Here is a 9,251-nt window from a genome sequence, read left to right as displayed (position 1 = left end):
TGCCGCAGTTTTCCTGCGTTCCGCTACGCTCCACTTCGGAAAACTGCGCTGTATTACCATGCTTTTCAGATTTTGGGTGTTTCCAGACTGCACATTTCTTGACATTTCCACGCCTAAAGCGGCTGCTGAACCGCATCCATGCGGAATGGAACACCGATCTGACGCTGTCTGATTTGGCGGCAGAAGAATACCTGTCACCGAGCTACCTGTCCCGTTTTTTTCAGAAAAATCTGCACATCTCCTTTTCCCAGTATCTAATCGAGCTGCGCCTGCGGCATGCAGCGCAGATGCTGGTGCAATCCAACCGGTCGGTTACACACATTGCATACGATTGTGGATTCCACACCCCCAGTGTGTTTATCGAAGCTTTCAAGCAGCAGTATGGACAGACACCGGGACATTTCCGTCAGGAACAGGCGGCGCTCCAAAGCCAGCAGGAAACCGGTCTGCCGGAACAGGATGTACGCGGGGATATTTCCATATTGCTTTCTTACTTGCGGGAAACCCAGCCGGCAGAGCTGCCGAGCCGCATTCAGCAGGTATCGCTGAACGCTGCGCGGCCGGGAGAAAAATGCACTGCACGCCGCATGTTGAATATCGGATATGCACGTGATGTTCTGATGGCGCCAGTGCAGGAACAGATCCGCCGCGCTCAGCACGAGATCGGTTTCGAGTTTGTGCGTTTTCATGGATTGCTGGATGAGGATATGCGCATTTACCGCGAGGACGCGCAGGGAAACCCACAATTTGACTTCAACTATGTCAGCCTGCTGTTTGATTTTGTGCTGTCCCTGAGTCTCAAACCCTTTATCGAATTCAGCTTTATGCCGCGCCAACTGGCACGTGCACAGACACAGATTTTTGACCGACCCTCTATTATATCCGGATGCAAAGATCTGGGCAAGTGGGAGCTGCTCATTCAGGCGATTATGCAATTCCTACTGGGACGCTACGGCAGAGAGGAACTGCTCGGCTGGCGCTTTTCAATCATCAACCAAAACTACGTTCATCTGGGCTGCCTGACCGCAGAGGAGTTCAGCGCGCTATACTGCACCGCATGGAGAACGGTCAAGGCAATGGATGCGCGTTTCCTTTTCGGCGGTCCGGGGTGCTTTGCCGAACAGGTGCAGCAGCCGGACGGGCTTTCCGCTTTTTTGCAACTTGCAGCAGAAGAACATTGCCCACCGGATTTCCTGTTTTTCCAAAGCTATCCGCATTTGCATGTTACCGATCCCCTGTTCATGGAGTTTACCATCAGCCAGCAGTCCGCCCCCACGGTGCTGTCGGATGATCCATCATTTATGCTGCATTCTATAGAGCAATTAATATCGATTGCAAAGCAATATGGGTTGGCGGATCGGGAAATGTTTGTAGCCGAATGCACATCGACGCTGTGGCAGCGTGACCTGTCCAGCGAGACCTGCTATAAATCCGTTTGGATGGCCAAAAATTTTTGTGACACCATGGGAAAGGCGGTATTCGGATACTGGCTGCTGACCGACCTGATGGAAGAGCGCGCAACATTAGAAAGTGTGTTCCATGGCGGATATGGCCTGTTTACATACAACGGTATTCCGAAAGCAGGCTATCAGGCCATGCGCTTTGTCAGTATGCTCGGAGAAGAGCGTATCGAATCCGGCCCAGGATGGATGTTGACGCGCAGTGCCGGCGGATACCAGCTGCTGGTCTATAACTATTGCCATTACGGCAAGCTGTACCGCTACCGTTACCAGCGGTTGGAACGGCCGCAGGATGCATATTCAGTGTTTGAACCGGGCGAGATCATCCGTTATCAGTTTCTGCTCTCCGGCCTTGCGGACGGTGTTTACCGCGTGGAGCGGCGCGTCATTAACCGCCAAAGCGGCTCTTCATTCGACAAATGGCTTGAGATTGGTGCGCCGCGATATCTGCGCCCGGAGGAACTGCGGTATCTGGACGAGACTTCGCAGCCCGCCTATCGGGTAGAAGAACTGCACGCGGAAAACGGGTTGCGCTTGGAAGCATTGGTGCAGCCGCTTGACACCATGCTGATCACACTGCATGGATTGGATATGTGACGGCAATCTGACAGAATCCATAAAAATTATATGAAGTTTTTATATCGGTAAAATGACCTCTTTTTGGCGACTGCTGCACAGCAACGCACAAAAAGAGGTCTTTGTTTCGGAAAGAATACGCAAGCAGAGCGATACCCGCTATGCACAGATGCTGTTACAATGATAACACAAGGAAAAAGTATCTGAGCAGATCCTGTTCCATCTTTTCATTCAAAACACAGAAGAAATGGGGTATCAAAGTATGGCGTCTACTACACAGACCGCTCCCACGAAAAAGGGATTCAAAACCTCGATTGCGGAAAAAGTGGCTTATGGCATGGGTGACGTTGCGTGCAACGTGGTATTTGCGCTCACATCCGGCCTTGTCGTGTATTTTTACACCAATGTAATTGGTATTTCGGCCGGCCTTGTCGGTACAATCCTGCTGCTTTCCCGCATTTTTGACGGAATTTCCGATCTGGCGATTGCGCAGATCATGGATAAAGTCAATTCCAAGCACGGCAAGGCACGTGCATGGATCCTCTGGATGTCCATCCCATATGGCGTAACCGCAGTTGCGTTGTTTGCCGTACCAGCCAATGCAACAACATGGGTACAGGCAATTTACATCTTTATCACCTACAACCTTTGCACAACCGTTGTTTACACAGCACTGAATCTGCCATATGCATCAATGGCGCCTATGATGACCAACGACGAGGATGATCTGGCCAAGCTCAACCTGTTCCGCATGTCCATGTCGCCAATCGGCAACCTGATCGTCACCGCATGCACGCTGCCTTTCATCAACATGCTCGGCGGCGACCAAAGGGCTTGGATTATTGTAACTGTCATCTACTCGATCATCGCTTTCGGTATGCTGATGTGGACCTTCTTCGGCTGCAAGGAGCGCTTTCACAGTGACGCCGCCAAAGAGGCAGAGGGCCTGCCTTTCCTCACCCGCCTGGGTGCAGCGCTGCGCAATAAGTATTTCATCATGCTCATTCTGTCCATGATCGCGGTTTCGCTCTATCAAAACGTCAACGGCACCTGCTCGACCTACTATGCGCAGTACCTTCTCGGCAACGAGGAACTGATGGGCGTGATGCAAACCGTGGAAAAAATCCCGTGGATCATCGGCGTTATCGTGCTTGCTCCGTTTATCGAACGGTTCGGCAAACGCAATCTAGTGCTGGTAGGCGCGGCGCTGTGTGTCATTGCGCAGCTGATCCTGCTGGTTGCACCGGCCAATTACACACTGATCCTGATTTCTGCTGCCCTGCGTGGTCTGGGTGAAGCACCGTTTTACGGTTGTATTTTCACCATGATCGCGGACACCATCGAGTTCGGCCACTGGAAAACCGGCATCCGTGTGCATGCGTTGCTGTTCTCGGCGTTTACCGTCGGCCAGAAGTTTGGCGGCGGCGTAGCTGGCTGGGCAATTGGTCAGCTGATGGATTGGTCCGGCTTTACCGGCCTTGCAGTTGAGATCCCCTCGGCGGTCAGCATGGTGCAGAATATCTACATCTGGGGCACGGTCATTGCTTGGGGCGCAGTTGTCCTATGCATGCTGTTCTATCGTTTGGATAAGCAGTATGACAGCATTGTATCCGACCTTGCAGCCCGCGGGCAGGTATAACAAGGAGTCGATAGAAAATGTATCAGAATTTTGAGCGTGGCGCGTGCGATCCGCATGCACCCTACCGCCCAGCATTTTATGGAACGTTTGAACTTCCCGTACCGATAGGCGGAAAGCAGCGGCGGATGCTGGTCTATGTGCCCGCAGATGTGCGCGAATCGACGGCCGGTGTGCTGGTGCTTGGTGCAAACGGACGCACGGCGGATGACCTGCTATGCGAAAGCGGCTGGCGGGAGATTGCCGATCAGGAGGAAAGCAAAGAAAAGCTGATTGTGTTTTTCCTCGAACCTGAACAGGGCATGTGGCATACGGAGGAACCCTATGGCATTGCGGGCGGTGACATAGCATATGTCGATGCAGCGGCAGCGGTTGCAGCTCAGCGGTTCCTGTTCTGTGTGCATGAAGCTAAGCTGTACCTAACCGGCTGCCGTGAAGGTGGCGTAATCGCTAATATGGCCGCTGCCTGGAACCCGGCGATTTATGCAGGTATCGCAACAATTGGCGGCTCAGCCGTCCTGCCGGACTATCTTGCGGCGGCGCGTGCGGACTTCTGCACTAACTTGGATGGTTATGTGGATGAGGCGCATTCCCACGGCATCCGCAAAGGCGATATCCCAATGCCTGCCTGGATCATCGACGATCCAAAGGCGGAGGCCCGCAAGGATACAGCGCTGGAACACTGGAAAATGGTGACCCGTGTCGAGCCTGTGCCGCGCAAGATCAATCCGGATCAGGATGAATATTATCGCACTGCAGAACTACCCTATGCCGCCAATCAGGATAAAAATGCCTGCCGCGTATGCCACAGCGTTATCCCGGGCGCGTCGGCAAACGACGCACACCTCCTGCTCCGGCGGATCTGGAAGGACTTCCTGTACCGCCAGCGCCGCTGGATGAGCGGACCGGGCGGCGACCTGCGTGTGACACGCGACCCAGTGCGCGACCTCGGCATGGAGTACCATTATGAAGAAATCGACGGCTGGATGCGCGAGTGGTATGTCTATGTGCCGGAAAGCGTGCACCGCCATCCGGAAAAGCGTGTGCCGCTCGTGCTGGCCATGCACGGCTACACCTGCAACGGCGAAATTTATGCTGGCAACAGCGGCTGGTATCAGGTTGCGGATCAGTACGGGCTAATCGTCGTGCATCCGACCGCACTGTACGCTAAGATCGACATGGAGAACAACTGTATTGATCCGAACAATGCTCCACTTCCGGCATGGAATGTGTTTGAAGAGGATGACCGCCCGGACGAGCTGCACTTTTTCACCACGCTGCTCGACCGGATGTGCGCAGACTATCCGGTCGATCCGGCGCGGGTGTTTGCGACCGGCCACTCCTGGGGCTCACTGATGACCCAGATGCTCGGACTGGCTATGCCGGAACGGTTTGCAGCAATTGCGCCGTGCTCGGGTGTATTCTTTGGCGGCGCAGAAAAGAAAATGCTCGCACAGGACTGCATGAAAAACCGCTCGGACGTGGAAATGCCGGTATGGATGTTCTGCGGCGAGCGCGAGGAATTCCTGATCGACGCTGTGCCAAAAAACGATAATGTGACTGGCTTCAATATTGCCATGTGGCTGCGTAACAACCACATGATTGACCAGATCCCGCCGGATTGGGCGGACTGTACACCAATCACAAATGGCCGCTGGCACGACCGTTTCTTCGATAAGGATGGCGTTCCGATGGTGCGGTTCACCTCGGTCGATTATATGCCGCACGCCACCATGCCGGAGATGAGCTTACGCATCTGGGAAGAGTTTTTCTCGCACTTCTGCCGCGAGGGAGAGCAGATACAATATCACAAACTCGCAAGCGAAGTATATGCGAGAAAGACTTAAAACCAACAAAATACCCGGTTAATGCAAAAAGGAGGAAAGGCATGAATCACAAGATGAAAAAGATGGTTGCGGTCGGCCTGACAGCAGGCATACTGTCCTCCATGCTGGTGACAGCAGGGGCGGCACAGGCAGATACGGCATACAACCAGATGATTGTCCAGCAGGAAACAACAGGCAACATCTATACATCGATGTTCACCGGCCGCTGGGACAACCAGCAGGTGAATGGTTTTACGGGCAATTACAGCGTTTATGTGCCAGCAAACTTTGAATACTGCTCCCCCGGCGTGATCCTGCTGACACCGGACGAGGTAACCGCAGCGGACTGGCTGGACAGCGCGCTGGGCACTGCATGGCAGGAAATCGCGGATGCAAACGGAATTGCGCTGGTGGTGGTCGAGCCGCAGGGTGGTAGCTGGAACTTGGATCAGCAGTCTACGCAGCGCGATGACGAGGCGTATCTGTATGGCATTTACGGCAAGCTGACCTCGAAGGCGGACGCGAACCCCTCGGTATTCGACCTGAACGAGCGTGCGCTTTACATGGTCGGTTACGGTGAAGGCGGCACGGCTGCCAATCAGATGGCGATGCTGTGGCCGGCGCTGTTTGCCGGCGTCGTTTCGGTGGGCGGCGAGGCGGTTTCCACGGATGTTGCCAACACGCTGGGCAATTCGATCAGCTATCCGTTTGCGGAATCTACCACGGCAGGCCGCGAGGAGAACAATTTACCCAACCGTGAAATCCCGGTCCGCACCTGGCAGATCGAAATCGGCGAAAACTCGCTGAAAGATACGGTGGACTATTGGCTGGATACCAATGACCTGTCCTCTGCAAGCACGGAAACCGCCAATGACTATGCAACGGTTGTCACCAATCTGAAAGAGGATGGCAGCGAACGGCCTGAGCAGGTCTGGTATTCAAGTGCCGCAGACGAAAGTGCTGTTGCGCCTGCTGTAATCTATCATGAGTTCCTGCAGCCGGTACAACGTTTTGTCGGCGATCCGGGCGGTTATCTGGAGTGGACGATACAACACACAAACGACGGCACGCACGGCTTCTTCCTCTCGGAGGAAAAAGTGGACGGTCATACCCGCAGATGGTACACCTATGTGCCGGAATCCTATGACGGCACTCACGATGTCCCGCTTGTTGTCGCAATGCACGGCTATTCGAGCGCGATCTCTGCGTTCACTGGCGACTCCCGCTGGCAGAACGTCGCAGATAAATACGGCTTTATCGTTGTCTTCGCGCAGGCTTACGTCGGTGATGGTGCATACAGCGAAGAAAGCTGCATCCCGGTGCCGATCTGGAACAACGCCTCCCCCGTCTATCTCAACTCGTCGGACAGCTCACCGGATGACGTCGCTTTTATCAAATACCTTGTTGATACGACCAAAGATGACTATTCAATCGATGCAAGCCGCGTTTATGCGACTGGCCATTCGAATGGTTCGGGCATGACTTGGAAACTGGCACAGGATGCGCCTGAGTATTTCACCGCAGTCGCACCGATCGGCCTTAACTGGGGCAGCTATCCGGGCTACGCGGCAGACAGCGGCACGGTAGATTTCAGCGGCTGCGCAGAAAACGAGTACCTGCTGCCTGTCTGGTGCATGACCGGCGAATTTGATCTGGGCGAAGCTGACAACTATTCCGCAGATAACAGGAACGGCAAAACGGTTGCCTATTGGAAGGCGATGAACGGAACTGGCAATGTAGGCGTCAAGACCACAGAGATCCGTGCAACGCGTTCGCCGCACACCTACAGCACCACGACTTACAGCGGAGAGAACAACGCACCGCTGGTGCGCTTCACACAGATATCGAACAACTGCCACTCCTACATGGAGGACATCGCCTTCATGGTTTGGGAAGAATTCTTCTCCCAGTACAGCCGCGGCGAGGACGGCACGCTATACTACAACGGACAGGAAGTTGAGAAAAACGACGGTTCGCTTTCCGAAACCTTTACCGACGTGGATGACCACTGGGCTTCCGATGCGATCACGACCACAGTTGATGACCTTGGTCTGTTTACGGGCACAGACGCTGGTGCCTTCTCGCCCGATGAAACCATGACCCGTGCCATGTTCATGGCAGTACTTTACCGCATGGACATAAACGCGCAGGCTAGCTCGTGCGACAGCGGCTTTGCGGATGTACCGGAAAGCGCCTATTACGCAAATGCAGTCACCTGGGCTGTGGAGAACGGCATTGCATCGGGTGCATCCGCAACGACCTTTGAACCCGACGCTGCTGTTACTCGTGAGCAGATTGTGACCTTGCTTTACAATTACGCCAAGTATCAGGGCATGGATACCACCGCTTCGGTGTCACTCGATTCGTTCACAGATGCTGCTTCGGTTTCCAAATATGCGGCACAGGCAATGCAGTGGGCGGTCGGCGCACAGGTTATGAACGGCCGCACCACGACTACGCTCGAGCCGCAGGGTATTGCAACCCGTGCCGAGGTAGCGCAGCTGTTGGTGAATTTCAATGCTCTGATCTGAAACCTCAGCAAAATATGTAAATTGCTTCTTTAATACATTTTAAACCAAGAGACTGTTGCAAAATGAAAGTGCAATAGCGATTTACACTAAATAATCTCAAAAAATGACACCCTTAAAAGCGTTTTTGCTTTTTGGGGTGCCATTTTTTCGCACTTCTTCTCAGCGGGCAATTTTGCAACATTCCTTTTCAAAGCTTTTGATGAGTTCAATCATCTCAAGGCTCATTCAAAAGTAGTAATCAGGTGGTAGAATAGCAGTTATACATATCGCCTACGCACTAAAATCTTTAGGATTTCGCTTGTTATAACTATAAATGTTTTTGCTTCTGCAGCATTAAACGCATCTACTGCAGTTTCCGTACCGTTCACCAGAAATGCTGCCACTGCAATCATATATTTATGACTTTGGCATAAGGAACCCCCCAAGGGATGCGGAGGCATCCCTTCGGGGGTTTCCTGTTATAGCGCATCAAAGTCAAGCATGAATATAGGTATGTTTACTCTTTTTCGTCCTCCGTGCGATCCAGCAGCGGAATCACCCGCAGTTCGATCTCCGGCTCACTGATATACATTTCCTCGCACTCTCGCTGTGCTTCGATCAACGTGTTGATTGCCTGTTCGGTCGCACGAAACAGCGTGAAATACATCTTTTTATAATCCGGCATAAAATCACCTCTATAACAGCAGAATAGGACATATTGTCCAAAATGTCAATAGGACGATTTGTCCTTTGTTATAGTTACCTTGGTGATGGTTATGAATCTCAGAATCCGGGACTTGCGCGAAGATGCTGATCTGACGCAAAAGCAAATCTCAGAAATTATTTTGTGTGATCAATCCCTTTATTCCAAGTACGAGCGCGGGGAACGTGTATTGCCGCTCGATCTGGCAGTCAAATTGGCCGACTATTATCAGGTATCGCTCGATTATTTGGTCGGACGCAGCAACAAACGAAAGTAAATACATGACAAAGCGGTACGGAGCATTCCGTACCGCTTTGTTATTTCGCCTGTAACCGACACATCTAAACTTGTGCTTTCGGTGGCAGTATGACCCGCCAGTTCCTTCCATTTCGCATGGAGCAGGAATAGTGTGATGCCTGTCTTTATTTTCTTGGAGTAGTACCCTGTAAGTGCAGTCGCAAATTCCCCAAAAATCTGTTAAACTGAACGAACAGAGACGGAGGGGATCGCAATGAAACGTTACAGCAAAGAATTTAAGGA

General features: G+C 52.7%; 6 protein-coding genes. 5 read left to right on the top strand and 1 reads right to left on the bottom strand.

The features are described 5' to 3' along the window. The 4 genes from ACTQ34_RS16690 to ACTQ34_RS16675 form a co-directional block, all read left to right on the top strand. On the top strand, positions 1 to 2,057 hold a 2,057-nt coding region (locus ACTQ34_RS16690; protein ID WP_441364756.1), incomplete at its 5' end, for a GH39 family glycosyl hydrolase. A gap of 241 nt (positions 2,058 to 2,298) precedes the next feature. Further along, positions 2,299 to 3,675 carry an MFS transporter gene (locus ACTQ34_RS16685; protein ID WP_441364755.1) on the top strand — a complete coding sequence of 459 codons (1,377 nt, stop codon included), beginning with the start codon at positions 2,299 to 2,301 and terminating at the stop codon, positions 3,673 to 3,675. A 17-nt stretch (positions 3,676 to 3,692) separates the two neighbouring features. Then, positions 3,693 to 5,519, top strand: a complete 1,827-nt coding sequence (locus ACTQ34_RS16680) for a PHB depolymerase family esterase (RefSeq protein ID WP_441364754.1) — start codon at positions 3,693 to 3,695, stop codon at positions 5,517 to 5,519. A gap of 41 nt (positions 5,520 to 5,560) precedes the next feature. Continuing rightward, the gene (locus ACTQ34_RS16675; protein WP_441364753.1) at positions 5,561 to 8,029 is read left to right on the top strand and encodes an S-layer homology domain-containing protein; all 2,469 of its coding nucleotides are present in this window, start codon (positions 5,561 to 5,563) and stop codon (positions 8,027 to 8,029) included. Between the two features lie 496 nt (positions 8,030 to 8,525). On the opposite strand, the gene ACTQ34_RS16670 is transcribed toward ACTQ34_RS16675, so the two are convergent. Further along, positions 8,526 to 8,693, bottom strand: a complete 168-nt coding sequence (locus ACTQ34_RS16670; protein ID WP_441364752.1) for a hypothetical protein — start codon at positions 8,691 to 8,693, stop codon at positions 8,526 to 8,528. A 91-nt stretch (positions 8,694 to 8,784) separates the two neighbouring features. On the opposite strand from ACTQ34_RS16670, the gene ACTQ34_RS16665 reads away from it, so the two are divergent. Then, positions 8,785 to 8,988, top strand: a complete 204-nt coding sequence (locus ACTQ34_RS16665; RefSeq protein ID WP_441364751.1) for a helix-turn-helix domain-containing protein — start codon at positions 8,785 to 8,787, stop codon at positions 8,986 to 8,988. The last annotated feature ends 263 nt before the right edge of the window (positions 8,989 to 9,251 follow it).

The organism is Agathobaculum sp. LCP25S3_E8 (assembly GCF_052117165.1).
GTDB lineage: Bacteria > Bacillota > Clostridia > Oscillospirales > Butyricicoccaceae > Agathobaculum.
The sequence above is the reverse complement of the archived record's forward strand: the minus strand, read 5'-3'. Positions and strand labels throughout refer to the sequence as shown.